Consider the following 25,666-nt stretch of genomic DNA (forward strand, 5'->3'; position numbering starts at 1 on the left):
TAGGCAGGTGGCCAGAACGGTCAACGATTTGCGTTCGGAAAGGCGGTAATGTGCGAGTTTTGGTCCTTGGAGCAACAGGTCGATTGGGGCAGATGCTGCGATGGGCGTGGCTTGATCGGCCAGGCTTCGATGTCACCTGGCAGACCAGGCGGGCGATGCCGGGCGACGACTGGCTCGTTCTGGACCCGCTGGCCGAGCCTGAACGCCTGAGGCAGGCCGCATCCGGGCGCGACGCCGTCGTGGTGCTGGCGGGTGTCGTACCCGGCCGAACCGAACCGATGTCCGACAATACGCGCCTGGCGTTAGCGGCAGTGAATGCGGTTACTGAGGACGGGCCGCATGTTTTTCTCGCCTCTTCGGCGGCGGTGTACGGGTGCCCCGACACACCGTGCCGGGAGACGACGACGCCTCGGCCCACGACCCATTACGGTCATGCCAAATTACGGATGGAACGGGTGGCCAGCGCCCGGATCTCGGCGGTCACCTGTCTCAGGATCGGCAATGTGGCCGGGGCCGATGCGCTTTTGCACGCGCGCGGACAGGAAAGCGGGCCGGTATCGCTGGACCACTTCCCCGACGGACGCAGCCCCAGGCGCAGCTATATCGGCCCGGCCAGCTTCGCCCGGGTTCTCGCCGAACTGATCGAAGCCGGTGCGCACGGCGTTCGGTTGCCCCCGACACTGAACATTGCCGCACCCGGTCCGGTCGAGATGGCGGACCTTCTGGAGGCGGCCGCCATACCGTGGGAAACCCGCCCCGCCCCACCCGACGCCCTGGCCAGATTGGACCTCGATGTAACGAGACTGAGCAAGCTTGTATCCTTGCCCGACGCGACCGGCACACCGGCATCTCTCATCGCGGAGTGGCGCACCTACCCCGGACATGGCGGTGCGATCAGGTGACCTGGTACAAACGCGCGTTCGATCTGCTGCTGGCGAGTATTCTGGCAATCGTTCTGGCCCCGGTCTTTGTGGGCCTGATCATCTGGCTTTGGTGGGTTCAGGGCTGGCCCATGTTCTATGTTTCCGAACGGATGCGCAGTCCGGACCGGGCATTCCAGCTTGTCAAATTCCGCACAATGACGCGCGCCCAGGTCGATAGCGGTGTCTCGGGCGGCGACAAGTCCGACCGGATCACGCCCGCGGGCAAATGGCTCCGCGCCCGCCGGTTTGATGAGCTTCCGCAGCTTTGGAACGTGTTCAAAGGCGATCTCAGCTTCGTAGGGCCGCGTCCCCCGCTGCGCCTTTATGTCGAACGGTACCCGGATGTCTATGCAAGGGTGCTCAGAAGCAGACCGGGGATCACGGGTCTCGCGACGCTGGTCTACCATCGCCACGAAGAGCGGCTGCTGTCCCGGTGCAGAACGCCGGCGCAGACCGACGCCGTCTATGCCCGGGCCTGCATCCCCCGTAAGGCGCGGCTCGATCTCCTTTATCAGCGCCACTGCAGCTTGTGTTTCGACACGGCCCTGATGCTGAAGACGATCCGCCGGGTAGTTGCACGCTAGCCCAGCGCGGGAGGCGCCCAAGCCTGGTTTGACCTCTCAGACAAATCATGTCAGCACTCGGCGATCAGGGGCACAAGGTGATGCGGATGACAGATAAGATACTCCTGACCGGGGGGGCGGGATATATCGGCTCTCATACCTATCTCGCCCTGGTCGAAGCGGGATACGAGGTCGTCATCCTCGACAGCTTCGCAAATGCCCATGCGGATGTGCCGGACAGGCTTGCCCGGATTTCCGGCGCGCCGGTGATCTGCATAACCGGTGATGTGCGCGATAGCGCCTTGCTCGATCGGATTTTTTCCAACCACCGGATTACCGCGGTTGTTCATTTCGCGGCCCTCAAATCCGTGGCCGAAAGCGTTCAGATGCCACTGGAATATCTGGAGAATAATCTCGGCGGGCTTCTGGTGCTGCTTGCCGCGATGGATCGGGCCGGGTGCCGCAAGCTCGTGTTTTCCTCCTCCGCCACGGTTTATGGCATCCCCGATGAAACCCCGACGCCCGAAACCGCCCCGCGGCGCAGCATGAACCCCTATGGCAAAAGCAAAATCATGAGCGAGGAGGTTCTGGAGGAGCTTGACGCGACGAATGCGGATTGGGCCATCGGCATTCTGCGCTATTTCAACCCCGCGGGCGCGCACAGCTCCGCGCTTCTGGGCGAAAACCCCCGCGATCTGCCGAACAATCTGATGCCGTTCGTGGCAAAGGTCGCCTTGGGCGAGCTGCCGCGGATCCAGGTCTTCGGAAATGATTACAACACGCCCGACGGCACGGGCGTCCGCGATTACATTCATGTCGAGGACCTGGCGCGGGGGCATGTTTTGTCACTGGATGCTCTCATCTCCAAAGGGCAAAGCCATCTGGTCAATCTGGGGACGGGACAAGGTCAGTCCGTTTTGGAAATCATCGCCGCCTATTCGGACGCCTGCGGGCGCGATCTGCCATTCGAGATTGTGGCCCGCCGGCCCGGCGATGTACCCATCTATTGCGCGCGTACCGAACGTGCGAAGGACATACTTGGCTTCTCGACGGAAAAAAGCCTCGCCGATATGTGCCGGAGCAGTTGGGCCTGGGCGATGCAGGGTGGGTCGAACTAGATCCGCGCCGCGCCATCCTGCGGACAGCACATGCAAAGACGGCCCCGCCTGGGGGCCGTCAAGTTTCCGTGAGTGTACCGATCCAGATCAGGGTGCAAGACTGCCTGTGGTTGTGGCTGTGGTCGTCGAGTCGTCTCCGCCACCGACGATGACCGCCACGAGGAGGCCAGCCCCTGCAGCTGCGGCGATCCCGGTTCCCGCGAACCCGGTTCCCGCGCCGGCCGGCAATGTGGCCGTCGGTGCCGCAGGTGTCGTCAATCCCGCAGCCTGAGCCTGCGCCTGGGTCAATTGGCAGGTTCCACCCACGACCGTACCGCCGAATGAGGTGCATTGGCCGGGCGTGACCTGAGCGGCAGCCGGCAGAGCGAGGGTTGCGGCAAGAACTGCCGCTGCAAAAAAGACCGAGGGGCGTTTCATCGGGGGAACTCTCCAAACAGTGAACAAGACCTTGTCATTTTGGTAGCATCTGAGGCCTATCCGATCAACGGGACAGGCAGGGCCGCGGCGGTCGGGCGGCAAACCGCTAATCGATTACGCGCTCCAGCAAAATATAGCCCAAATCGGCCCCAACCCACTGCCGGGAGCGGCGCATGACTGAATAGCTAAAATTGTCTGTATCTCGCCAATACGTGTTGTCGATAGCGTCTGCGCCCGAGCGACATGTCTCTTGAAAACGCCGGGTTGCGTAGGCCTGTCCAAAAACGGTGATACGCTCCGGGCCGACGTCGGCAAGATGACAATCGAACCGGGTCACGACGATCTGGTCGAGACCGTCCAGATGGCGATATCGGCGCGTATAGACCATCGGTCCGTCGCCCCGCATCGCCGCCAGAACCGGCGCCGTCTCAGCGGTGTAGAGATCCTGGCCAAGGCCCCTGGTCCCGGTCAGAACGCCCCCGGCCTCGCTCAGCGTGCTGGCATCACCCGCCTGCCAGGTGACCACACCCCGGTTTTCCGCGACCTGAACCAGACCGGCGCGCCGCATGCGGGTTTCGGAAAAGCCCACCAGAAAGGGACTGTCGAAGCCTTGAGCCGCGAGACTGGCCCTTGTCACGGTAAACCGGTCATTCCCACGATCTTCGCGGCCTTGCACCCATTCGCCGGCAAGCGGGCCAAGCTGTGCAAACGGATCGGTGTTGCCGCCGGGGCCGCACCCCCACAGGGCGAATGCCAGAACGATGCCCAGTCCGATCCTCATCGCCACACCCGTGCCCATTGATCGTCGATGCGATGGATCTGCCCCTGCCGCACCCGGTCATGAAGCCGGCCCGGGACACTCAGGCGCGCGCCGCCGTCGCGCGTAACCGGGCGGATTGTCGTGCCGACACTTTGCTGGCTGGGCCGCCCGGTAAACCAGCTGACCGGGATGCTGAGCGTGATGCCCTTGTCGAAGCTGCCTTCGCCAAACTCCTCCGCGGATGCATCGGTGAGCGTGGCAAAGGCACCAACGCGCCATCCATTGCCGAATTCCCGGGAGATGGTCAGCGTTGAACCCAGATCGCCCGCGAGGTACCGACCCACGTCAAGCTGCGCCCGGAAGCCATTGTCAAAGCGGTAGTACGCCGACAGATGGCCGGTCACCACGTCATAGTCCCTTACGCCGAAGAGCATGTCGTAGTCGCGCTGGATCGCGTAGTTAATCTCGGCTCCCAAAGCCAGCCGGCTGTCCACCGGCGCCCAGAGCAGCTCCGCAGAGACGCCGGCGAACATGCGCTCCAGATAGCCGATCGTAACTCGGCCATAGATGTCATCTCCCAGGCTTCGGTAATGGGCGAAAGTCAGCGTCTCGATGACCGGGCTGTCATTGCCTTCGTAGAGCGGCAGGCTGGTCCGCACCGGCGGCAGGCGCGAGGGGGAGACCCTTGCCCGATCAAGCGTGCCGGCCAGACGTTGCGCGATCGATCCTTCCACGACCCAACCGGGCTGAAGTTCATAGCTGCCGCGCAGGCGCAGGCCCAGATCCAGCAGCACGGGGTTTTCCGGGTCGAAGAAGCTTGTCCGGGTGTAGGGCCCCAACGACCACGAAAGGCGCGGGTAAAGCTCCGCCACCAGATCCTCCGGATCGGTTGGAGCCGCGGCTGTGATGCCTGTGACGGCGCGCAACGCTTCGGCCGCGTTCGGCGCAACGTCGAGAGCCTCCAGATCGGAGCGACGCAGCACAACCGTCGACAAGGCAAGCCCCTGATCCATTAACACGATCCGGAAGGTTTCGACCGAGAGCGGCATGGTCGCATGAAGCACACGGGCGGTTCTGCCGATCGCCTGCGCAGTGGCGAGGTAGCGGGTGTTCTCGACACGTATCTCGACCCCGTTCGCGCGGATGTCATATGCGATGAGGGTCTGGCCCTCGGCCTCCAGCGCGGCCCGCAAGCGGTCAGCCAGCGTCGTGTCGATACCCGGGATCTCGCGCCAGGTTTGCGCCCACGCATCTGGCGCTTCGGCGCGCGCGGGGCGTGGCACGATCGGCGGTGGCGCGGTCTGGCGCAACCCGCCGGAGGGCGGGCGCGCCGGGTTGAAGGAAAGCTGTGCGGTCAGGCCAAGCTCCGACCCGTAGAGGTAGTATCCGCCCAATCTCAAACTGTCATTGACCTGATACTCCACTCCGAAGTTCCAGGGGGACTGCCGTGTGAAAACGCCGCGGCCGGTTTCCGGCCTATACGCATCGGATGAGTATTCGACCTTGAACCCAAGCCGGTCGGTCGGCCGCCATTCCAGACCACCGAAAAACGCGGCTTCCCCCCGGAACCACTGATCGACGGACAGCTCGCCGCCGGTGCTGTTCGGATCGAAGGTCGGACGCGTGCCGGAGACAGGTGCCCCAAAGGAATTGTAGCTGCCCAGACGGCCCCATCCGACACCGGCGGTCAGCGTCAGATCCGTCCCGAACCTGCGGGAGGCGACCACATATTCACCAGCGTAAATGCCGGTTCCGACGAAATCCTGAAGCCCGATCACGACCGAAGGCCAATATCGCCCCTCTTCCAGCACCTGATAGCGAAGATCGAAGCTGCGGTCGTAATAGGTCTCGAACCCGTCCGAGTTCCAATCCGCCGTCGCTGCGTATCGGAAAGATCCTGACAGGCGCGGCGTTATCTGGAAGCTCAGCGTGTTTCGGGTGATGCCGCCAAAATGCGATACGGTGATATTCAGTTCGCCATCGGGCTGCATCTGGGCCGATGGCATATCGACAAGCCCGGTGGCACCGAAGAAGTTCAGGCTTGGTCGTGTGATCGTATCGGGTTGCAGGCCCTGGCTCGTGGCGGGTGACGCGAGACCAATGATGATCGAAAGCGCCGCCATTCCCGCCCTTGCGGCGCCTGCCCTCCGCGGCCCCGCCTGCGGGTCGGCAATGCGCGAAACCTGTAACCGGGCCTCTGCCGCCCGCGTGATGAACTCATGCGCTGTCACGATGCCCCTACGCCCCGCGTGTCTTCGTCCGGCATTGGCGGTCTGAGCCATCGGGCCACAAGCGCACGGCCGCGCCTCGCATCCCCCGAGGCGATGGCTTCCCGCGTACCCCGAATGATGGAGGCCACCTCGATTTCAGACAGAAGGGGTTCCTGCGCGAAGAGAATCTTGGGGTGGTGCGTGGCCGAAATGGTCCCGGAAACGGTCAGTTCCTCCTGCAATTTCTCACCGTTCCGCAGCCCGGTAAAGACGATTTCGATATCGCCGTCCGGTGTCTCGTCATCCTTCACGGTGTAGCCCGCGCGTTCTATGACCTGGCGCGCAAGCTTCCAGACCGATACCGGCTCGCCCATCTCCAGCAGAAAGACCTCGCCGTCGCGGGCCATGGCGCCGGCGCGCAGGACCAGATGAACCGCCTCTCGCACGGTCATGAAATAGCGGATCACGTTCGGATCCGTCACGGTGACCGGCCCGCCCCGATTGACCTGTTCCTGAAACAGCGGCACGACGGAGCCGGAAGAGCCGAGAACATTTCCGAACCTCACGATACCGAACGCGGTATCGGGATGCCGCGACGCAAAATCCTGCACAACCAGCTCAGCGATGCGCTTGGTGGCGCCCATGACGCTTGTAGGCCGGACCGCCTTGTCGGAGGAGACCAGAACAAACCGTTCCACCCTTCCATCGGCGGCCTCGCGCGCCAGCGTATGGGTGCCGAGCACATTGTTTTTCAGCCCGGCCAGCGGATTGAGTTCGACCAAGGGGACATGTTTGTAAGCGGCTGCGTGAAGAACGACCTGAACGCCGTTTTCCTGGATAACCTGCCGCACCTGCCGCGCATCGGTCACCGACCCCAGAACCGGAACGATCTCTACCGCGCGGTCCTTGTTCAGGGGGCGAAGTTCCATTTCGATATTGTATAGCGCAAGCTCGCTCAGTTCGTAGAGAACCAGCCGGCTCGGCGCACAGGCTAGAACCTGGCGAGCCAGTTCCGCCCCGATAGAGCCCCCCGCGCCCGAGATCAGCACGGATCGCCCGCAATAGCTGGAGCATGCCTCTTCAAGCTCCGCGGTCACCTGCGGGCGGTGCAGATAGGAATGAGCGTCAAGCGTGGTCAATCGTTCAAGCAAGGGCTCTTCGCCGATCAACTGTGAAAACGAGGGCAGGGTCTGAACTTCAAGGCCCTTGTCCTGAAGATTGCGGGCGATCCGCGCCTGTTTCGGCTGGCTGAGGGACGGGATCGCCAACAACACACGATCCACCTTCAGCTCTGCCACCAGGGTGTCTATCCGCACCGGCGCATGGACCGGAAGCCCGGCGATCAACAGTCCGTGGAGCGCCCGGTTGTCGTCGACAAACGCAACAGGATCTATCGTTTCATGCGATTTCAGTGCGGTGGCAAGCTGCATCCCGGTTGTTCCGGCGCCGTAGATCAACACACGGCATCGCTTGGTGTCCCACCGGTAGATCGCAAGGAGTATCTGGTACATCACCACGCGACTGGCGGCGGAAAGCAAAAAGAATGTAATGCCGAAATCGATGTGCAGACTTGGCGGAATATCGACGGAAAACAGCCAACTCAACACCGCGGCTCCGATCGCCAGATAGATGGCGAACGCCATGGTTTTTGCCACGCCGCGCCATTCATATGCACTGACGCGGATATCCGGGACGCCCAGCACGACGGAAATCACCGCGCCAAGGGCCATCAGGTAGGGCAGGATCGGCAGCACGAATTCCAGGGTTTGCATGGGCGGAACGGGCATCGCCTGAACCGCGAAGGAAAACACCAAAGCCACAGGGATCAACACCACGTCCACGATCAGCAAGGTGACCTTCTTTTCGCGGCGCGTGAGAGATTTGGCGAAGTTCAGCATTCACAGTCCAGATCGGGCGCCTTTCTTTCGAAAAGCCAAAGGAGCAAAGGGGAACATGACACCCGAAGGCGACTAAGTTTGGTCTCTTTGCCCCCGATCCACCGTGGGCGTTATTGGTTTCCCAATTCTTAACGCTACCAAACATTCATCGCCTGCGACGAGGCCTCGGATGCTGCGCCTGCGAAATCCCGCCGACGACGCGCCGCCATGGCTGGCCTTGGCGGCGCGGGCGCGGATTGCTATGGCTGCAAAGCCCATACAGACAAGGACAGCTCATGCCATCGCCCATTTCGCGCAAAGCGCTGGTCACCGGGTCTTCCGGCTTCATCGGATACCACCTGTGCAAGCGACTACTGGCCGACGGATGGCAGGTGGTCGGCATAGATGCGCTCACCGATTACTACGACGTGAGGCTGAAAACCCGCAGGCAGGGGGAGCTGCTGCAAAACCGGGGCTTTCAGACTGTGACGGAACGGATCGAGACACCGGGCGCTCTGGATCGGCTTTTCACCGATCACAGGCCCGACGCGGTCATCCATCTCGCGGCGCAGGCGGGCGTGCGCTATTCGATCGAAAACCCCGAAAGCTACGTCAATGCGAACCTGGTAGGGACATTCCGGGTGCTGGAAGCCGCCCGTGCGGTGCCGCCTGCGCATCTGCTGCTGGCCTCGACCTCCTCCGTCTACGGGGCAAGTGCTGAAATGCCCTATGCGGAAACGGCAAAATCGGACACGCAGATGTCCTTCTATGCGGCCACCAAGAAAGCCAACGAGGCGATGGCCCATTCCTATGCCCATCTCTTCGGCCTTCCGACGACCATGTTCCGCTTTTTCACCGTCTACGGACCCTGGGGTCGCCCGGACATGGCGCTCTTCAAGTTTACCAAGGCGATTCTGGAGGGCGCGCCCATCGACATCTACAATCACGGCGATATGGCGCGCGACTTCACCTATGTGGATGACCTGGTCGACGGCATCGTTCGGCTGATCAATGTGGCACCCGTCCGTCCCGGGAACGCAGAGGAGATTGCAGAGGGTGACAGCCTCTCGCCCGTGGCGCCCTGGCGCGTGGTGAACATCGGCAACTCGGAGCCCGTCCAGTTGATGGATTTCATCGCCGCGATCGAAGACGCGATCGGCAAGCCCGCGATCCGCAACATGATGGACATGCAGCCGGGCGACGTTCCGGCAACCTGGGCCGATGCGGATCTGCTGCACAGGCTGACCGGTTACACGCCGCAAACAAAGGTTGCCGACGGGGTTGCGCGTTTTGTGAGTTGGTATCGCGATTTCTATGATGTCTAGGCACCTCGCCTTGCCGAAAAGCCGGTGATAAGCTTGATGAAATCCAGCCCGGCAAAGGGCGTGACGAAAGGGCATTGGGCGCATGCGTATCGCGATGATTGGAACGGGTTATGTCGGTCTTGTCTCCGGGGTGTGTTTTTCGGATTTCGGGCATGACGTTGTCTGCGTCGACAAGGATCCGCGCAAGATCGAGATGCTTGATGCGGGCAAGGTGCCCATCTACGAGCCGGGCCTCGACGTCCTGCTGGCCAAGAATGTGGAGGCCGGGCGGCTGACCTTCACAACCGATCTGGCCCGGGCGGTCGACGGGGCCGAGGCGGTCTTCATCGCGGTCGGAACGCCCACGCGGCGTGGCGACGGTCATGCGGATCTGACCTACGTGATGGCAGCGGCCGAAGAGGTTGCCAATGCCCTGACCGGCTACACCGTGATCGTGACGAAATCGACTGTGCCCGTCGGGACGAACCGAAAGGTGAAACAGGTTGTCGCCAAGGCAAATCCGTCTGCCGAGTTCGATGTCGCCTCGAACCCGGAATTCCTGCGCGAAGGGGCTGCCATCGACGATTTCATGCGCCCCGACCGCGTGGTGGTCGGCGTGCAGTCGGAGCGCGCGGGTGAGGTCATGGCTGAAATCTACCGCCCGCTGTTTCTGCGCGACTTTCCGATCCTGACAACCGATCTGGAGAGCGCCGAGATGATCAAATACGCAGCCAACGCATTTCTCGCGACGAAAATCACCTTCATCAACGAGGTTGCCGCTCTCTGCGAAAAGGTTGGCGCGGATGTGAAGGAGGTCTCCCGCGGAATGGGTCTGGACGGTCGTATCGGCAACAAGTTCCTGCATGCCGGACCGGGCTACGGCGGGTCCTGCTTTCCCAAGGATACCTCCGCCCTCGCCCGCATCGGGCAGGAACACGCGGTGCCGCAGCACATCGTTGAAACGGTGATCCGCGTGAACGACCATGTGAAGCATCGCATGATCGAAAAGCTGCGCGATCTCTGCGACGATAGCTTCAACGGCAAAACCATCGCGGTTCTGGGCGTGACGTTCAAACCCAACACCGACGACATGCGCGACGCGCCCTCACTGAGCATTGTACCCGCTCTTGTCGGCGGCGGTGCGAAGGTCCGCGTCGTGGACCCCCAGGGCCATCGCGAAGGGGAAAGCCTGCTGCCCGGTGTCAGTTGGCTCGATGATCCGTATAAGGCCGTAAACAATGCCGATCTGGTGGTTATCCTGACCGAATGGAACGAGTTTCGGGCACTGGATCTGGAGCGGATGGCCAAAAAAATGGCAACGCCCCGCATGGCCGATCTGCGCAATATCTATTCGGCCAGAGATGCCAAGCGGGCCGGTTTCGAAGCATATACCGCCGTGGGGCGCGGGTAGACCGGATCTGCCCAGAGCGCCGCCCTTCAGAGGGGCGACCGGAGTTTCAAGCTAGGCGATACCTGCGCGCAGGCAATCATGCAGGTGCAGAAGACCGATGGGTCGCCCTGTATCGTCGACCACGAACAGTGCCGTAATCTTGTTTTCCGACATCATCGCCATCGCCTCGGCCGCCAGCATGTCCGGGCCGATGCTGCGTGGATTGCGCGTGGCCACATCACCGGCGGTTCTGTCCATCAAGCCATCCATATTGCGCCGAAGGTCCCCGTCGGAGATCACGCCGATCAACTTGTGATCGCCGACCACACCTGCGATGCCGAAGCTTTTCTCGCTCATCTCGAGGAGCGTATCGCCCATTGCAGTCTCGGCGCGAACCAGCGGCAGTTCCTCGACACCATGCATCAGCTGGGCCACCTTACTGAGCTGGGCGCCAAGCTTGCCGCCGGGGTGGAAGGTGCGGAAATGCTCGGGAAGGAACCCGCGCCGCTCCATGACTGCAACGGCCAGAGCGTCGCCAAGCGCCAGTGTGAGCGTAGTCGACGTGGTGGGTGCCATGCCAATAATGCAGGCCTCGGGCGCAGACGGAAGGGTAAGCCTGAGATCGGCCGCACGCATCAATGTGCTGACGGCCTGACCGGATATTCCGATCATCGGGATGGAAAATCGCGCCACATGGGCCACGATATCCCGAAGCTCCGCCGTTTCCCCGGAGTTGGAGATGAGAATTGCCAGATCGCCGGGCATGATCATGCCCAGATCGCCATGGCTCGCCTCCGCAGGATGTACGAAGGCGGACGGGGTTCCGGTGGAGGCCAGGGTAGAGCTTATCTTTCGCGCGATATGGCCGGATTTGCCGATGCCGGACAGGATGACCCGGCCCTTCACCTCCAAAATCGCCTCTACCGACGCTTCGAAATCCGGCGGCAGGTTCTCCGCCATGTCGGAAACCGCCTGCCCCTCGATCCGCAGAACGCGGGCCGCGGTGTCGCGGATCATCTGATCGGATGTCTTGTCCATATCCGGTTCCATAGCCCAAGGATTCGCCAAAGGACAGAGGCCGGGTTTTCAACCGGGCGCGGGGCTGCCATAGCTCTTCGCTGTGCCAAACACCACGATGGAGACCCCATGAACCGCCGTTTCGGCAAGCCGCCCGATCCGACCCGCCGCTATACGCCCCGTGCCGGTGTTTATGCGATCATCCACTGCGGCGATGGGCTTCTGGCAACGTTTCAGGAACGCCCGCGGCCTGAATTCCAGCTTCCCGGCGGCGGTATCGACCCCGGCGAAAGTGCCATCGCCGCGTTGCATCGGGAGGTGATGGAGGAAACCGGGCACCGCATTTGCGCGCCGCTCCGGATGGGGATGTTTCATCGCTTCACCTATATGCCGGAATACGATCTCTGGGCGCAGAAGCAATGCCACGTCTATCTGGCACGTCTCGGGCTTCGGATCGGTCCACCCTCCGAGCCGGGCCACTGGCCGGTGTTCCTTCCATGGGCAGAGGCCGCTGAACGACTGGCGGTTTCCGGCGACAGGCATTTCGTTGCGCAAGCCATGGCGCGGCTCAGCTAGCCGCGCCAGTGTATTCCAGCAAGATGGCCGACACGTCATCGGGAAAATCCGAGCCGTTGGCGTAGCCTTGCAGGTCGGTCAGGAGACCATCGAGAAACCGCCGTCCGGTTTGCAGGCGCCCGGTTTGCAGTATCTTGGTCAACCCCTCCTCCCCCAACATGTCCCCTTGAGGCCCGGGACATTCGGTCAGCCCGTCGGAATAGATCAGCAACCGGTCGCCGGGGGCCAGTTCGGCCTCCAGCGTTTCATATTCCGCATCAGGCAAGAGACCGACGGGCAGGCCACCCCGGCCCAGAAACTCCACCCGGCCATCGCGGCGCTGCACGGCAGGATGGGGATGGCCGGCCTGGACCATCGATATCCTGCCTGTCGGAAGATCCAGGATGACAAGACAAAGCGTGAAGTAGAGATCGGTTTCGACTTCCTCCAGCATCAGGCGGTTCAGACGCGCGGCCACCAGATGTGGAGAAAGGGGCGCATAGCCGCCGCCCGCCCGCCGTTCCAGCGCGATGTTCTGTTCCGGAGAGGCCGAGGTCAGCCGTCCGGCCAGCCGCGCGGTCATCATGGCGGAGGTAACGCCGTGGCCCGACACATCCAGCGAAAACAGCCCGATCTGATGGTCAGAAACCGGAAAACATCCGACAAGATCGCCCCCCACATGTCCGCTGGACTGCAGCAGGAACGATGCCGCCGCGGTATCGAACTGTCGCTTGGTATCCTGCAGAAGCGAGGCCTGAAGCTTCTTCGCCTCCATCAGGTCGCGATCAAGCGCATCGTAAAGCGCGCTGATTTCGGACAGGGCCGCGCTGACCATCTTGTTCTTTGCCACCAGCTCCCGCTGCATGGCGACGATCCGTTCGCCCGCGTGAATGCGTGCACGCAACTCCGGGCCATTGACCGGCTTGGTCAGGAAATCGTCGGCCCCTGCATCCAGACCATGTGCGATGGCGTTCTTGTCGCTTTTCGACGTCAGAAGCAGGATATAGGCATAGCTTTCGCGCGCCATGGCACGCGCGCGGCGACAGAATTCAGGGCCATCCATTCCCGGCATCACCCAATCGCTCACAATCATCGTGATCGTCGGGTCCGCCAGAAGCTCAAGGGCGATTTCGGGGCGCTCACAGGACAGAACGTCATACCCCCATCGCTTCAGAAGTGAGCAGAGCAGCGTTCTTTGGGCCCTGCTGTCATCCAGCACCATCACCCGCTCGTACGGCAGGGCAGGGTCCAGCGTCGGCGCATGTGCCGACGGGCGCAGGGAAAGGTTCATGTTCGGCACCGGCACGACAGGGTTTTTCCGTTCTTCCGTAAGGTCGTCGCATGGCGGGCCTTAATGGAGCATGAAAGCGAAAATGCGAGCGATCTCGCCAGTGGCGCGAAACGTCGCCTTAACTATCGCCCCCGTAAGACCTTGTGCCAATCTCAGGCAGAGGACGCTCATGATCGACTGGGACAGATTGAACGAACTGCGCCGCGACATCGGCGAAGACGACTTCCTGGAGGTGGCCGAACTCTTCGTCGAGGAGTTGTCGGAGGTGATGGACCGCCTTGCGATCGCGCCGGCCACGGCAACACAGAATGATTTCCACTTCCTGCGCGGCAGTGCGGCCAATCTGGGCTTCGTTGAATTCGCCAGCCGCTGCGCCGCCGCCGAAGAGGCGTTGGGCAAGGGACAGTTCATTGATTTTAAAGCACTTTGCGAAATCTACACAGAATCCCTGGCCGAAGCGGTGGGCGTCTTGCCCACGGCCAGTCAGGCCGCCTGAGATCCCGGTCAGATCAGGAATTGCGCCAGAAGATCGTCATCGGTGATATCGCGCACGGCAAAACCGCGCGCCTTGATACGCGCGAACAACCCGTCGAACTGCTGCGGATCCCGCGTTTCGATGCCGATCAGGACGGATCCGAAATTCCGGGCGGATTTCTTGAGATACTCGAAACGTGCAATATCGTCATCCGGGCCCAGAAGGTTGAGGAACTCCTTCAACGCACCGGGGCGCTGCGGTAGACGCAGAATGAAGTACTTCTTCAATCCCTGATACCGCATCGCACGTTCCTTGACCTCGGGCAGGCGTTCGAAATCGAAATTGCCGCCGGAGGTCACACAGACCACGCTTTTGCCTTTAATCTCTTCGGAAACGCTGTCCAGCACGTCGACGGCCAAGGCGCCGGCCGGTTCCAGAACAATGCCTTCGACATTCAGCATCTCGCCGATCGTCACGCAAATCCGGTTTTCCGGAGACAGAAGTACGCGTGCAGGGTCGATATCCTTGAGCACCTCGAAGGTCCGCACGCCGATTTGCGCAACCGCCGCGCCATCCACGAACGTATCGGTGATCGGGACGGTCACGGGTTTTCCGGCCGCCAGCGCCGCGGTCAGGCTGGGGCCGCCTTCGGGCTCCACCAGTGTCAGCCCCGTATCGGCCCCGACGCCGCGCAGGTAACGCGCGACACCCGAAGACAGACCGCCCCCGCCGACAGGCAGGATCATCAGATCAGGCGCGTGCCCCAACTCGTCAAGAACTTCCAGCGCGACCGAGGCCTGGCCCTCGATCACGTCCGGATCGTCGAAAGGCGACAGGAAATGCGCGCCTTTCTCCGCACAGAACGACTGCGCGGCGGCGAGGGTTTCATCGAAGAAATCACCGATCAACGTGATCGAAACCGCGCCGCCGCCGAAGGCACGCGTCTTCTCGATTTTCTGTTTCGGTGTGGTGACCGGCATGAAAACGGTGCCCTGCACCCCGAAATGCTGGCACACATAGGCCACGCCCTGGGCATGGTTGCCGGCGCTGGCACAAACGAATTGCCTTTGATCCGGGTTATCGGCCAACGCCTTGCGCATCGCATTGAAGGCGCCCCGGATCTTGTAGGACCGCACCGGGCTCAAATCTTCGCGTTTCAGCCAGATATCGCAACCATGGCGATCCGAGAGATGCACATTTCGCTGTAGCGGTGTGGGCGGAAAAAGCGCGCGCATCGCCTGCTCGGCCGCACGGGCGGTATCGGTGAAATCAGTCATCCCATCGGCCTGCCGTGAAATCCCCGCGCTGTCCAGCACCTAGTTCAGCGCGCGGCCTTCGACCAGATTTCCGTAAAGCGTGGTCATCAGCGCCAGATTGACCAGGAGTTGAAGCCACAACACGAAAAAGACCAGAACGAGGCCGATCAATGGAACGAACTGCAAGGCACCATTCAGCAATGCAAAAACGCTCGGGATCACGATGATTGGCAACAGGATCGCCCCGGATACCGGACGTGTGAGGGACCAGCTTTCTCCAATTCTCATCGGCTTCCCAAGGGCGGCGGAGGGCAGGATCAGGCCGATCCGGGTCACGACCCAGAGAAATCCGATCGTGACGCCAAGACTCCGAAAGCTGAAAACCGACGGTGATTGCGTCATGGCCCAGATGACTCCGCTCACGACGGATAACGCGAGGGCGATCATAAAGATACGGAACCCCGCCCAAAGATAGCGCGCGACGAAGGACCAGTTCCAGTTTGGGAGGAGAACGCCTCCGCGTTCTTCGAGGAGGACATACCGATGCCAACCCACCGCAGCCCAAGCATAACATATGGCCGAGACCACGAGCAGAAGAAGCACGTAGAGCAAGACAGTGCCCGTATATTCTAAAAAATACGCTTCAAAACGCTCCACTTCTTCGTGGTAACCAGGTGCAGTCTGATCCATTGCGATGAGGACTGGCCCCGCCAGTGGAATAACCAGTGCCACGGTCAGCGCGTAGGGCAGGATCGTCAGAAACAAGGTCAATCTCGCGGCCTGACCCAGATTGCCAAAAACCTGCTGCACCACATGCCGCAGCAGCTGATATCCGTAGTCCATTCCCGATCTCCGCCCGTCTTGCCCCGCCCCTGAAAACCCGCTATCCGCCCGTCGGTCAACATCAAAACCAGCCCGGAGTTCCCATGTCCGCCCCCAAGAAAGTTGTCCTTGCCTATTCAGGTGGCCTCGACACGTCGATCATTCTGAAATGGTTGCAGACCGAGTACGGGTGCGAGGTCGTGACCTTCACCGCCGATCTGGGACAGGGTGAGGAGCTTGAGCCCGCACGCAAGAAGGCCGAAATGATGGGGGCGACCTCGATCCATATCGAGGATCTTCGGGAGGAGTTCACACGGGATTTCGTTTTCCCGATGTTCCGTGCCAATGCTCTGTACGAGGGGCTTTATCTGCTCGGCACCTCCATCGCACGGCCGCTGATCTCGAAACGTCTGGTTGAAATCGCGGCTGCCGAAGGTGCTGACGCGGTTGCCCATGGCGCGACGGGCAAGGGCAACGATCAGGTGCGGTTCGAACTGGCCGCCTATGCGCTCAACCCCGATATCAAGGTTATCGCACCCTGGCGCGAATGGGATCTGACAAGCCGGACGAAGCTGATCGATTTCGCCGAGAAAAACCAAATCCCCATCGCCAAGGACAAGCGCGGGGAGGCCCCGTTCAGCGTCGACGCGAACCTCCTTCACACCTCCTCCGAGGGGAAGGTACTGGAGAACCCGGCGGACGAAGCGCCCGACTATGTCTATCAGCGCACCGTGCATCCCGAAGACGCGCCCGACACGCCCGAATACATCGAAATCGGGTTCGAAAAGGGGGATGCCGTCAGCATCGACGGCACCGCGATGTCCCCGGCGACGCTCCTGAGCAGGCTCAATGACCTGGGCGGCAAGCATGGGATCGGACGTCTTGATCTGGTGGAGGGCCGCTTTGTCGGCATGAAATCCCGCGGCATCTATGAAACGCCTGGCGGCACGATCCTCCTGGAGGCGCATCGCGGCATCGAGTCGATCACGCTGGACCGTGGGGCGGCCCATCTGAAAGACGAGCTGATGCCGCGCTATGCGGAGCTCATCTATAATGGCTTCTGGTTCTCCCCCGAACGTGAAATGCTGCAGGCGGCCATCGACCACTCGCAGGCCCATGTCACCGGTACGGTGCGGCTGAAGCTGTACAAGGGCCTCGCCCGGACCGTCGGGCGCTGGTCCGATCACAGCCTGTATTCGGAAGCGCATGTGACCTTCGAGGACGATGCGGGCGCATACGATCAGAAAGACGCGGCAGGCTTCATCCAGTTGAACGCCCTGCGCCTGAAACTGATCGCATCGCGAAACCGTCGGCTGAAGGGCTGAGCGGGCAATTGCGCCGGCAGGGCGCAGACAGAACTTTTCCTACCCGGAAACGCGGGCTGGTTAATTGAAGGATGTATTTATGGCGCTGGAAGACATGGCAGAGCGTATTCAGGCCGGGTTGTCGGGCAAGACCTTCGACGGGTCTTTGAAGTTCGATTGCGGCAAAGACGGCGTGATCGTGCTGGCCAACGGTGCCGCCACCACCCATGATCGCGACGCCGACTGCACCATCAAGATATCTCAGGATAATCTGAGCAAGCTTCTGACCGGCAAGCTCAACCCGATGACCGGCGTCATGATGGGGAAGCTCAAACTCTCGGGCGACATGGGCGTGGCCATGAAGCTTGTTCCACTGTTGGGATAGGCCGCCGCCGCAGGCCCGCTCGGGTCTGCGCGCGCCCGCCGCTACAACTCCGCCGCGAGGCGCGCGCCCTGATCGATCGCGCGCTTGGCATCCAGTTCCGCCGCCACATCCGCACCGCCGATCACATGGGCGCGGATACCGGCAGCCTCGAGGTCATCCGCCAGGCTCCGTTCGGGAAGCTGACCGGCGCACAGGACCACCGTGTCGACCGCAATCAAGGTCGGATTTTCACGGGCATCGCCGAAGCTCACATGAAGACCATCCGCGTCGATCTTCTCGTAGTTCACGCCGGTCACCATCTTGACGTTCTTCATCTTCAGCGCGGCGCGATGAATCCAGCCCGTGGTCTTGCCCAGACGTTTACCGGCCTTCTCGGCCTTGCGCTGAAGCAGCGTGACATCGCGGGCGGCAGGCTCCGGCTGCGGCCCCTCGGGCGCCAGCCCGCCCCGGTCCAGCTCCGGGTCGCTGACACCCCATTCCTTCCGCCAAAGCGCCGCATCCTCGGTCGGGCTTTCGCCTTCATGGACCAGAAACTCCGCCACATCGAACCCGATACCTCCTGCACCGATGATCGCGACCCGAGGGCCGACCGGGGCCTTGCCCGCCAGCACGTCGATGTATGACAACACATTCGGGCCGTCCTGCCCGGGAATCTCCGGGTCGCGGGGTTTGACGCCTGTGGCAACCACCACCTCGTCGAAGCCGGAAAGCGCGTCGATGTCGGGCGCCACACCCAGGCGCAGGTCCACGCCACGCTTCGCGACAGCCGTCTCGAACCACTGTGTCAGGCCTTTGAACTCCTCCTTGCCCGGTATCTCCTTGGCCATGTTCAACTGGCCGCCGATCCGGTCATCCTTGTCGAACAACACAACCTGATGCCCGCGTTCCGCCGCGACCATCGCGGTGGAGAGGCCAGCGGCGCCGGCACCCACAACCGCAATGCGTTTCACGGCCTTGGCGGGCTCGTACCGCAGCACGGTTTCATGGCAGGCGCGCGGGTTCACCAGGCAACTGGTCAGCTTGCCGCTGAACGTGTGATCCAGACAGGCCTGATTGCAGGCGATGCAGGGGGCGATTTCATCTGCCCGGCCCGCCTCCGCCTTCGCGACGAACTCCGCATCGGCCAGAAACGGGCGGGCCATTGACACCATGTCGGCGCAACCGTCGGCCAGCACCTCTTCGGCGACATCCGGCATATTGATGCGGTTGGAGGTGATCAGCGGAATGCCCACCTTGCCCATCAGCTTCTTGGTCACCCATGCAAAGCCCTTGCGCGGTACGCTGGTCGCGATCGTGGGAATCCGCGCCTCATGCCAGCCGATACCGGTATTCAGTATCGTGGCACCGGCCGCCTCGATCGACTGAGCAAGGGTCGCGACCTCCTCGAAGGTGGATCCGTTCGGGATCAGGTCGATCATGCTGAGACGGTAGATGATGATGAAGTCCCGGCCCACGGCCTCCCGGGTGCGACGCACGACCTCGACCGGCAGACGCATCCGGTTCTCATAGGAACCGCCCCAACGATCTTCCCGCTTGTTCGTGTGGGTCACGAGGAACTGGTTCAGGAAGTATCCTTCCGATCCCATGATCTCCACGCCGTCATACCCTGCCTCCTGCGCGCGCAAGGCCGCGGTGACGATATCGGAGATCTGCTTTTCGATCCCCGCCTCATCCAGCTCTTTCGGGGGAAACGGCGAGATCGGGGACTTTATCGGAGATGGCGCCACGCAGTCGGGCGAATAGGCATAACGCCCCGCATGCAGGATCTGCATCGCGATCCGGCCGCCGGCCTCGTGCACCGCATCGGTGACCCCCTTGTGATTGGCGATATCCTGACCCGAGTAAAGACCCGCGGCACCGGGAAAAACACCGCCCTCAGGGTTCGGTGCCATCCCGCCGGTGACGATCAGCGCCACGCCGCCACGGGCGCGTTCGGCATAGAACTCGGCCACCCGGGGCCAGTCCTTCGTCTCTTCCAGCCCTGTATGCATCGACCCCATCAACACGCGGTTTTTCAGGGTGCAGAAGCCCAGATCCAGCGGTGCAAAAAGATGCGGATAAAGTGCATGAGCCATGGTGACGTCCTCCCGACGCGCAGCTAACTGAGAGCGATGGGGGCTGTCACGCCCAACGCTGCGTCATCTCTCCGTACCGCAAAAGGCTCCGATCCGGCGCGCCTCCGGATCGGCCCTCGCGGGCTCAATCTTCGCCGGTTTCGGTGCAATGGCGGCGAAAGGCCCGCTTCAGAAGGTCAAGCTCGGCCCGCAACAGCGCAATCTCCGCGCGCAGGTCTTCGTCCAGCGGCGTGCCGGCCATCAGCGTGATCCGGTCCAGCACCTCGCCATCTGCCGCGCTGCGCAGGCTGACCACCTGCACCCCGTCACTCAGCACGGCTCCCGGCAGGTCGAAACCTACGTGAAACCGGTTCTTTCCATCGCCGGTGCCGATGTCTGCGGTGCCGATCACGCGCTCCATATGCACCGCCTCGATGACAGGCGGCATGTCCGGCGCGGTCAGAACGCCCTCATACCGCCCGCCATGCAGGCGGGTCCGTGTCAACGTCACCATCTGTGCTGCTCCCTCACAAATCGGCCCGTGGCGCGCGAAGTATGGTCATGTCCCATATCGACACCTGGTTCATTTGCGGCCCTTCGAAGATCAGATCAAGCCACATCTTTTCCAGCCGTTTCTCGTTGATCTTGGAATAAGCCAGATCGAACTCCGCCACGGCACTGTCACCGTCGAACTGAAACTGCCGGACGATCTGCTCACAATTCGGCCCATGCTGGACATTCAGGCGCGCGTAAACCTCCAGCGGGCTTTCCAGCGTGGCCCGCAGACCGACCTTCAGGAAATGATCCCGCGTCAGACCATCAAGCGCCTCTTGCGGCAAATCCTGAACCACGGACAGGAACGAACCGTCAAACCGGTAGACATCCAGAATCAGACCGAACGGGGCCGCGATATCGGCAAGCTGATTGCGGACCTGCCGATAGGACAGCTCCGACAGGTGGGCATCGTGAAACAGCTTCACACCGCCGCCCAGATCCTTGGGCGACATAACCGAAACCTCCCCCGCGGGCAGAATAGGCACCACCCAGGGCGCAGGCCGGAACGCCCAGTCGCACTGATCGGGCCGCTCGATCCGATCCTGCACCGATCCAGCATTCAGCAGTGCGGCATCCGCCGCAAGCCGGGCCCGGTCCAATTGATGACGCAGGGAGGATAGCCGCTTTCGCAGGTCGCGCAGTTCAGCCGGCGGCATGGTATGGGCTTCGTCGGCAATCTCTGTCCAGCGGCGCAGGGCCCGTGTCAGGCTAAGACGTTCCAGAAAGCTGATACCGCGTATCGCCATGCATGTGCCCCTTTTCCCGGATCCGGCGTCATCTCAGTTTTAGCCGAGCCTGGTTAACCGAGTATTCTGCGAAACAGGCCAACATTCCAGAGCGTTCCGGCCGGCCGCGGCACCACGGCCTCCGGCGGCGGCGCGGTCTGCACAGTAACCGCTTCCGAAAAAGCGGGATCGCCGCTGTTCGCACCGCTCACCGCGGCTGCGAATTCCCGCAAGGTCGCAAGGCTTGCCTCGTCGCTGACGGGTTGTGCATTCAGCCCCAGAACGCTCAGCGTCGCAATCCGGGCGCCCACATCCAAATAGGCCCGCCAGTATTCCGCCCTCACACCTTCGACGGGGCCCTCGCTGGTGTCACGGGCGTGCAGGAAATAGACGTCGCCCTGGTGAAAGCTGTCCAGCACCGTCACCGTGCCTGCATCTTGGCTCCGGCTCAGAAGGCCCAGCCCTTCGTCGGAACGAAAGAACTCGTCCAGTCCCGGGATCGACTCGCGCAGGCTTCCATTGTCGGAAGGCTCCGAGATCGATGCGGTCAGAACCGCGGGGACCGCCGGTTGGCCGGCTCTGCGTGAGTTCGAGATCGCCGCGCAGTTCCCCATCAGCACGAAAGCCGTGATCCCGCGATCTTGGGTTGCGGTCGGGTCCACGCAGAAGCCCGGAGGGCCGGCCACCACCACCTGATCGGTCGTCACCGCGACCTGTGCCGGCGCCGGGCTTGTGTTCCCACCGGTCCACGGGCCCAGCCCCCCGCACCCTGAAAGCGCCAGCGCGGCGAGCAGAAGAAGTGAGTTAGATGTCCATATAGACATGCTTCTCCTCTTTCGCCCCGGGATGGGTTACCGCCCCATACCGGGCCGAGCCCACAAGCTGGGCATACTTCCAAAGCGCGCCGGAGGAATAGATCGTCTCGCGCGGACCTTTCCACGCCTCTCTGCGCGCGGCCAGTTCCTCGTCGCTGAGGTCAACGCTGATCTCACCCCGGATTGCGTCAATCGTGATGACATCGCCGTTCTTCAGCATGCCGATCGGGCCGCCATGCGCCGCTTCGGGCCCGACATGGCCCACGCAGAACCCCCGCGTCGCGCCGGAGAACCTTCCGTCGGTGATCAGCGCCACCTTCTTGCCCATGCCCTGCCCGCTCAGCGCGGACGTCGTGGCCAGCATCTCGCGCATGCCAGGGCCGCCGGCGGGCCCTTCGTTGCGGATGACGATCACTTCACCCTCCTCATAGGCGCGATCCTGGACCGCCTGAAACGCGTCTTCTTCGCATTCGAAAACCCGGGCGGGGCCGGTGAAAACCTGCTGGTCCTCGCTCATGCCTGCGACCTTCACGATGGCGCCGTCCGGTGCGATGTTGCCCTTCAGGCCGACAACACCGCCGGTTTCGGTGATCGGGTTGGCGACCGTATGGATCACGCGTCCATCGGCCTCGCCCCGGATCATGTCCAGCTCCTCGCCAATCGTCCGCCCCGAGGATGTCATGCAGTCTTCGTGGATGAGGCCGGCCTTGCGCAGCTCCTTCATGACGACGGGAACGCCCCCGGCCTCGTAAAGGTCTTTCGCGACGAACTGTCCACCGGGTTTCATGTCCACGAAATAGGGCGTGTCGTGAAAGATGTCGCAAACATCGAACAGATCGAAATCGATGCCGGCCTCATGGGCGATTGCCGGCAGATGCAGGCCCGCATTGGTCGAGCCACCGGTACACGCCACCACGCGGGCCGCGTTTTCAAGGCTCTTCCGGGTCACGATATCGCGCGCCCGGATATTCTTTTCGATCAGGTTCATCACCGCCTTACCCGAGGCGACGCCATACTGTCCGCGGCTTTCATAGGGCGCGGGCATCCCCGATGAATTGAGCAGTGCAAGGCCGACGGCCTCGCTGACACAGGCCATGGTGTTGGCCGTGAACTGGCCGCCACAGGCCCCCGCGCTTGGGCAGGCGACGCGCTCCATGATACCCAGCTCGGCATCGGTCATCTGCCCTGCCTGATACTTTCCGACCGCTTCGAACATGTCCTGAACGGTGATGTCCTTGCCCTTGTAATGGCCCGGCAGGATTGAGCCGCCATACATGAAGACCGAAGGCGTGTTCAGCCGCACCATGGCCATCATCATCCCCGGCAAGGACTTGTCGCACCCCGCAAGACCGACGATCGCGTCGTAGCAATGACCACGCATGGTCAACTCGACCGTGTCGGCAATCGCATCGCGGGAGGCCAGGGAGGATCGCATGCCTTCATGTCCCATGGCGATACCGTCGGTGACGGTGATGGTGGTGAACTCGCGCGGGGTTCCGTGGGCTGCCTTCACGCCCTCCTTGACCGACTGTGCCTGCCAGTTCAGTGCGATGTTGCATGGCGCCGCCTCGTTCCAGCAGGTTGCCACGCCGACGAAGGGCTGGTTGATGTCCTCCTCCGTCAAGTCCATCGCGTAGAAATAGGAGCGATGCGGCGCACGGGAGGCGCCTTCAGTCACATGTCGGCTTGGCAGTCGCGATTTGTCGGTCTTTTTGCTCTGCATGGTCGGGCCTCCCTCTGCCATATCCGTTCTGGTCCCGACTGAAATAGCCGTGCAAACAATGCCATACAAGCGCGATTGCCGCAGCCCCCCCGGGCGGGGTATGCTTCAGGAAAACGAAAAGGCAGGCAGATTCTCTAGATGCAGTATCCGGCAATGGACGCATTTGCTGCGCCAGCGCGCGCTTATCCGCAATTGTGGCGGCTGCTTCTTGGCATCGTTCTGGCAACGGTTGTCTATGTTCTTTGCTTTCTGCTGATCCTCGCCGCGCTCGCGCTGACCAGCGGTCTGGACGGTGCGCAAACATGGATCGTCCGGATGGGGCAGGCGACCGGCCCCACCGGGACGCTGCTGTTGCTGGCCACATTCCTCGGCATGGCGCTCGGACCCTTCGCCGCCGCCCGCGTAGTGCACCGTCGCCCGGTCGCAACACTCTTCGGGCCCCGGCAACGGTCCATCCACCATTTCCTTGTTGCATTGGTCATCTCTGCGGCGCTGTTCGGCCTCTCTGCCCTTGTTCCGCGCGACATCGCCATACAGCCGAACATCACGCCGTCTCTCTGGCTGTCGTTCCTGCCGCTCGCGCTGGTTGGGGTACTGGTCCAGACCGGGGCCGAGGAAATCCTGTTTCGCGGATATCTGCAGCAGCAGCTTGCCGCCCGCTTCGCCTCGCCCCTGATCTGGATGGTTCTGCCATCGGCGCTTTTCGCCATGGCCCATTTCGACCCCGCCACCATGGGCGGCAATGCATGGCTGATCGTGGCGGCGACCGGGCTGTTCGGCATCCTTGCGGCCGACCTCACCGCAAAGACCGGCAGCATCGGGGCCGCATGGGGGTTTCATTTCGCCAACAATGTCTTTGCAATCCTTCTGCTTTCCCTTGATGGTCCGCTCTCCGGCCTCGCGCTCTATACGACCGATTTCGGACCCGAAGCCGCCGACGTCCTGCGCCCGCTCATTCTGATCGACATGGTGGTGACTGGCTTGGTCTGGGCGGCCATCCGGGTTGCCCTGACCCGCGGCAGCCCGCCCGCGATCCGCATCTGACAAGGTGCCGCCAGCCGGCCGTGCAATCCTGCGTGGCGCATATGGCAGGCCGGTTGAGCACCAATTGCAATTCCCGCCTGCCCGGCATATCTCAGCGCAACAACGGCAAGTACCGGACCGACCATGAACTGGATCACCAACTACGTCCGTCCCCGGATCAACTCGATCTTCTCACGTCGCGAGATGCCCGAGAATCTGTGGACCAAATGCGATGAATGCGGAACGATGCTGTTCCACCGGGAGTTGGCCGAAAACCTCAATGTCTGCACGAATTGCGACCACCACATGGCGATCAGACCGCGCGATCGCTTCACTGCCCTTTTCGACAACGGCATCTTTTCCGAGATCGAAGTTCCCAAACCGCTGTCCGACCCGCTGCATTTCCGCGACCAGAAACGCTATCCCGACCGGATGAAAGCCGCCCAGCGCAGCACCGGCGAGGCCGAGGCGATGCTGATCGCCGAAGGGGAGGTCGGGCGCAGCAGGATCGTCGCCGCCGCGCAGGATTTTTCCTTCATGGGCGGGTCCATGGGCATGTATGTGGGCAACGCCATCGTGGCCGCCGCAGAACGGGCCGTGAAACGCAAACTGCCCTTCGTGCTGTTCTCCGCCGCAGGCGGCGCGCGCATGCAGGAAGGCATCCTGAGCCTGATGCAGATGCCGCGCACCACCGTCGCGGTGCAGATGCTGCGCGAAGCGGGCCTGCCCTACATCGTGGTCCTGACCCACCCGACGACCGGCGGTGTGACAGCCTCTTACGCCATGCTTGGCGACATCCATATCGCCGAGCCGAATGCGCTTATCTGTTTCGCAGGACCGCGGGTGATTGAACAGACGATCCGCGAAACACTGCCCGAAGGCTTTCAGCGATCCGAGTATCTGCTGGACCACGGCATGCTGGACCGCGTCACACATCGCGGAAAGATGCGTGACGAGTTGATCACCATCATCCGCCTGTTGACGGGACAGTCGCCCGCCGTGCGCGGCGATTTGCCCGCCCCGGAGCCGATCGTATCGGAACCGGATGCGCCTGTGGCACCACCCGTGGCAGAGGCTCCGAAAACATCGTGAGCGAGTTGCACT

The 25,666-nt window shown here is 62.3% G+C and carries 24 protein-coding genes; 11 read left to right on the forward strand and 13 right to left on the reverse strand.

All coding sequences use genetic code 11. The features are described 5' to 3' along the window. Window positions 1–50: 50 nt before the first annotated feature. From D9R08_RS08015 to galE, 3 genes are read left to right on the forward strand one after another with little or no spacing between them, the layout of a single operon-like run. Entirely contained in the window at window positions 51–902 is an 852-nt protein-coding gene (locus tag D9R08_RS08015; RefSeq protein ID WP_267898147.1) for an NAD-dependent epimerase/dehydratase family protein, read from the forward strand. Next, window positions 899–1,507 carry a sugar transferase gene (locus D9R08_RS08020; protein ID WP_121897509.1) on the forward strand — a complete coding sequence of 203 codons (609 nt, stop codon included), beginning with the start codon at window positions 899–901 and terminating at the stop codon, window positions 1,505–1,507. Before D9R08_RS08015 ends, D9R08_RS08020 begins: the two co-directional genes overlap by 4 nt. 47 nt (window positions 1,508–1,554) lie before the next feature. Then, entirely contained in the window at window positions 1,555–2,604 is a 1,050-nt protein-coding gene (galE, locus tag D9R08_RS08025) for a UDP-glucose 4-epimerase GalE (RefSeq protein ID WP_233557345.1), read from the forward strand. A gap of 87 nt (window positions 2,605–2,691) precedes the next feature. On the opposite strand, the gene D9R08_RS18885 is transcribed toward galE, so the two are convergent. From D9R08_RS18885 to D9R08_RS08040, 4 genes are all read right to left on the reverse strand, one after another. Then, window positions 2,692–3,021, reverse strand: coding sequence for a hypothetical protein (locus tag D9R08_RS18885; RefSeq protein WP_147450638.1), 330 nt, complete (start codon window positions 3,019–3,021; stop codon window positions 2,692–2,694). Window positions 3,022–3,127: 106 nt separating this feature from the next. Then, window positions 3,128–3,802, reverse strand: a complete 675-nt coding sequence (locus D9R08_RS08030; RefSeq protein WP_158598956.1) for a YjbF family lipoprotein — start codon at window positions 3,800–3,802, stop codon at window positions 3,128–3,130. Continuing rightward, entirely contained in the window at window positions 3,799–6,012 is a 2,214-nt protein-coding gene (locus D9R08_RS08035; RefSeq protein WP_233557347.1) for a YjbH domain-containing protein, read from the reverse strand. The genes D9R08_RS08030 and D9R08_RS08035 overlap by 4 nt, the downstream gene beginning before the upstream one ends. Beyond that, window positions 6,009–7,889 (reverse strand): polysaccharide biosynthesis protein, encoded by a 1,881-nt coding sequence (locus D9R08_RS08040; RefSeq protein WP_121897511.1) that lies wholly within the window; start codon window positions 7,887–7,889, stop codon window positions 6,009–6,011. The genes D9R08_RS08035 and D9R08_RS08040 overlap by 4 nt, the downstream gene beginning before the upstream one ends. A gap of 275 nt (window positions 7,890–8,164) precedes the next feature. Between D9R08_RS08040 and D9R08_RS08045 the strand changes: the two genes are divergently transcribed. After that, entirely contained in the window at window positions 8,165–9,193 is a 1,029-nt protein-coding gene (locus D9R08_RS08045; protein WP_121897512.1) for an NAD-dependent epimerase/dehydratase family protein, read from the forward strand. Between the two features lie 82 nt (window positions 9,194–9,275). Beyond that, on the forward strand, window positions 9,276–10,583 hold the full coding sequence (locus D9R08_RS08050) for a UDP-glucose dehydrogenase family protein (RefSeq protein WP_121897513.1): 1,308 nt from the start codon (window positions 9,276–9,278) through the stop codon (window positions 10,581–10,583). A gap of 51 nt (window positions 10,584–10,634) precedes the next feature. Here the strand turns inward: D9R08_RS08050 and D9R08_RS08055 are convergent, their stop codons facing one another. Further along, window positions 10,635–11,600: a KpsF/GutQ family sugar-phosphate isomerase gene (locus D9R08_RS08055; RefSeq protein ID WP_121897688.1), complete on the reverse strand. Its 966-nt coding sequence runs from the start codon at window positions 11,598–11,600 to the stop codon at window positions 10,635–10,637. A gap of 108 nt (window positions 11,601–11,708) precedes the next feature. On the opposite strand from D9R08_RS08055, the gene D9R08_RS08060 reads away from it, so the two are divergent. After that, complete coding sequence (locus D9R08_RS08060) at window positions 11,709–12,155, forward strand: NUDIX domain-containing protein (RefSeq protein ID WP_121897514.1); 447 nt, start codon at window positions 11,709–11,711, stop codon at window positions 12,153–12,155. Here D9R08_RS08060 and D9R08_RS08065 read toward each other — a convergent pair. Then, window positions 12,148–13,425 (reverse strand): PP2C family protein-serine/threonine phosphatase, encoded by a 1,278-nt coding sequence (locus D9R08_RS08065; RefSeq protein WP_121897689.1) that lies wholly within the window; start codon window positions 13,423–13,425, stop codon window positions 12,148–12,150. The genes D9R08_RS08060 and D9R08_RS08065 overlap by 8 nt on opposite strands. Before the next feature lie 169 nt (window positions 13,426–13,594). Between D9R08_RS08065 and D9R08_RS08070 the strand changes: the two genes are divergently transcribed. Further along, entirely contained in the window at window positions 13,595–13,921 is a 327-nt protein-coding gene (locus D9R08_RS08070; protein ID WP_158598957.1) for an Hpt domain-containing protein, read from the forward strand. Between the two features lie 8 nt (window positions 13,922–13,929). Here the strand turns inward: D9R08_RS08070 and ilvA are convergent, their stop codons facing one another. Further along, window positions 13,930–15,177 (reverse strand): threonine ammonia-lyase IlvA, encoded by a 1,248-nt coding sequence (gene ilvA / locus D9R08_RS08075; RefSeq protein ID WP_121897690.1) that lies wholly within the window; start codon window positions 15,175–15,177, stop codon window positions 13,930–13,932. 39 nt (window positions 15,178–15,216) lie between these two features. After that, window positions 15,217–15,999 (reverse strand): hypothetical protein, encoded by a 783-nt coding sequence (locus D9R08_RS08080; RefSeq protein ID WP_121897516.1) that lies wholly within the window; start codon window positions 15,997–15,999, stop codon window positions 15,217–15,219. A gap of 83 nt (window positions 16,000–16,082) precedes the next feature. Here D9R08_RS08080 and D9R08_RS08085 point away from each other — a divergent pair, with 83 nt between their 5' ends. Next, window positions 16,083–17,303 (forward strand): argininosuccinate synthase, encoded by a 1,221-nt coding sequence (locus tag D9R08_RS08085; protein ID WP_121897517.1) that lies wholly within the window; start codon window positions 16,083–16,085, stop codon window positions 17,301–17,303. 79 nt (window positions 17,304–17,382) lie between these two features. Continuing rightward, the gene (locus D9R08_RS08090; RefSeq protein WP_121897518.1) at window positions 17,383–17,667 is read left to right on the forward strand and encodes an SCP2 sterol-binding domain-containing protein; all 285 of its coding nucleotides are present in this window, start codon (window positions 17,383–17,385) and stop codon (window positions 17,665–17,667) included. 41 nt (window positions 17,668–17,708) lie between these two features. On the opposite strand, the gene D9R08_RS08095 is transcribed toward D9R08_RS08090, so the two are convergent. From D9R08_RS08095 to ilvD, 5 genes are all read right to left on the reverse strand, one after another. Further along, a complete protein-coding gene (locus D9R08_RS08095; RefSeq protein WP_121897519.1) occupies window positions 17,709–19,742 on the reverse strand; it encodes an NADPH-dependent 2,4-dienoyl-CoA reductase in 2,034 nt (677 codons plus the stop codon). 124 nt (window positions 19,743–19,866) lie between these two features. Further along, window positions 19,867–20,235, reverse strand: coding sequence for a hypothetical protein (locus tag D9R08_RS08100; protein ID WP_233557348.1), 369 nt, complete (start codon window positions 20,233–20,235; stop codon window positions 19,867–19,869). Between the two features lie 13 nt (window positions 20,236–20,248). Continuing rightward, window positions 20,249–21,022: a DUF6478 family protein gene (locus D9R08_RS08105; RefSeq protein ID WP_121897520.1), complete on the reverse strand. Its 774-nt coding sequence runs from the start codon at window positions 21,020–21,022 to the stop codon at window positions 20,249–20,251. Window positions 21,023–21,075: 53 nt separating this feature from the next. Beyond that, window positions 21,076–21,825, reverse strand: a complete 750-nt coding sequence (locus D9R08_RS08110) for a hypothetical protein (protein WP_147450639.1) — start codon at window positions 21,823–21,825, stop codon at window positions 21,076–21,078. After that, complete coding sequence (ilvD, locus tag D9R08_RS08115) at window positions 21,806–23,539, reverse strand: dihydroxy-acid dehydratase (RefSeq protein ID WP_121897692.1); 1,734 nt, start codon at window positions 23,537–23,539, stop codon at window positions 21,806–21,808. Before ilvD ends, D9R08_RS08110 begins: the two co-directional genes overlap by 20 nt. A 153-nt stretch (window positions 23,540–23,692) precedes the next feature. Between ilvD and D9R08_RS08120 the strand changes: the two genes are divergently transcribed. Beyond that, a complete protein-coding gene (locus D9R08_RS08120) occupies window positions 23,693–24,583 on the forward strand; it encodes a CPBP family intramembrane glutamic endopeptidase (RefSeq protein WP_233557350.1) in 891 nt (296 codons plus the stop codon). A gap of 123 nt (window positions 24,584–24,706) precedes the next feature. Beyond that, on the forward strand, window positions 24,707–25,654 hold the full coding sequence (gene accD / locus D9R08_RS08125) for an acetyl-CoA carboxylase, carboxyltransferase subunit beta (RefSeq protein WP_121897523.1): 948 nt from the start codon (window positions 24,707–24,709) through the stop codon (window positions 25,652–25,654). Window positions 25,655–25,666 lie beyond the last annotated feature (12 nt).

It is taken from the genome of Rhodophyticola porphyridii (assembly GCF_003688285.1).
GTDB classification, from domain to species: domain Bacteria; phylum Pseudomonadota; class Alphaproteobacteria; order Rhodobacterales; family Rhodobacteraceae; genus Rhodophyticola; species Rhodophyticola porphyridii.